Below are 1041 nucleotides of genomic sequence, written 5' to 3' on the forward strand. Positions count from 1 at the left end.
TTTGTACCACATCGACGTCTCAAAACCGAAGACAGCCCCAATTGATGAACGCATCGTTATTGATAGCTATATAAAGCACGAGCCGTCACAGGCGCAGATGAAGCTAAAAAATATCCAGCAGCAGAGCGTCATTGATGGTTTAGGCACCGAGTTGACCAAGGCCAAACTTGAAATTATCGCGCTGAAGGGAGGGAAGTCTAAATGAATTTCTGGAAACTTGCTTTTGAACGCCGGTGGATCGACGCGGAGGGATTATGCGGAGCCGTAAAAACAAAAGCCAATCGATTCGGCGAAATCACGCCGGAAGAGTATGAAAATATTACTGGCCAGGAATATCCGAAAGAATAAGCGCCATGCCATAGAGCAGGCGCTACTTTTATGCCCTTTGGATACCCAGGGGGCTATTTAATTGGAGGTAAGCGCGATGGATGGCGTGCAAACAGAGATGCTCCAGCGGATAACGCGGGTGGAGACGATGGTAGACAATATGGATGAAAAGTTGGACAGGGCCATCCTAGCCAACGAGACGGCCACGGCGGCACTACAGTCCGCGAAGTCGGCGCACCATAGACTCGACAAAATAGAGGATAACCAAAAATGGCTCTGGCGCACAATCGCCGGGGCCTTTGTTTTGGCGATGGCTGGATTTATTATCTCCGGCGGCCTGAAATAAATAATAGGAGGGACTTATCTATGGAATGGAGCATGATTTTTAACATGATTGATCCGGTCTTGTTTGTCGTTGTAGCCGCCTGCTGGGCGCTTGGGTACATGCTCAAGCAGACACCGCGGGTGCCGGACTGGACTATTGTCTACATCGTGACGGCAGCCGCTGTGCTTTTGGCCGTCTGGACGTTGGGATTAGGCCCATCGTCGATTATCCAGGGCGTGTTGTGCGGCGCCGTCGCTGTATTTGGGCACCAAGTATTTAAGCAAACAATAACGAAAGGTGGAAATAACAAATGAAAAAAGTATGGATTGATGCAGGACATGGCGGTAAAGACCCGGGAGCAAGTGGAAACGGTGTCGTCGAAAAAGATA

The 1041-nt window shown here is 49.7% G+C and carries 5 protein-coding genes; all 5 read left to right on the plus strand.

What is annotated here, in order from left to right; all coding sequences use genetic code 11:
* The coding region (locus PPOP_RS18140; RefSeq protein ID WP_042229962.1) for a hypothetical protein at positions 1-205 on the plus strand (205 nt) is incomplete at its 5' end.
* Entirely contained in the window at positions 202-348 is a 147-nt protein-coding gene (locus tag PPOP_RS18145; protein ID WP_006288128.1) for an XkdX family protein, read from the plus strand. The genes PPOP_RS18140 and PPOP_RS18145, both read left to right, overlap by 4 nt.
* Before the next feature lie 76 nt (positions 349-424).
* Positions 425-673, plus strand: a complete 249-nt coding sequence (locus PPOP_RS18150; protein WP_006288129.1) for a hemolysin XhlA family protein — start codon at positions 425-427, stop codon at positions 671-673.
* A gap of 20 nt (positions 674-693) precedes the next feature.
* Positions 694-966 (plus strand): phage holin family protein, encoded by a 273-nt coding sequence (locus PPOP_RS18155; protein WP_006288130.1) that lies wholly within the window; start codon positions 694-696, stop codon positions 964-966.
* Positions 963-1041 (plus strand): N-acetylmuramoyl-L-alanine amidase (locus PPOP_RS21325; protein WP_006284058.1); only part of this gene is annotated, 79 nt, incomplete at its 3' end. The genes PPOP_RS18155 and PPOP_RS21325, both read left to right, overlap by 4 nt.

The sequence above is a fragment of the Paenibacillus popilliae ATCC 14706 genome (assembly GCF_000315235.1).
Lineage (GTDB): Bacteria > Bacillota > Bacilli > Paenibacillales > Paenibacillaceae > Paenibacillus_B > Paenibacillus_B popilliae.

What these genes read in the sequence shown, in the direction of transcription:
- PPOP_RS18145 (WP_006288128.1), top strand. Translation starts at nt 202, where the DNA reads ATGAATTTCTGGAAACTTGCTTTTGAACGCCGGTGGATCGACGCGGAG.
- PPOP_RS18150 (WP_006288129.1), top strand. Translation starts at nt 425, where the DNA reads ATGGATGGCGTGCAAACAGAGATGCTCCAGCGGATAACGCGGGTGGAG.
- PPOP_RS18155 (WP_006288130.1), top strand. Translation starts at nt 694, where the DNA reads ATGGAATGGAGCATGATTTTTAACATGATTGATCCGGTCTTGTTTGTC.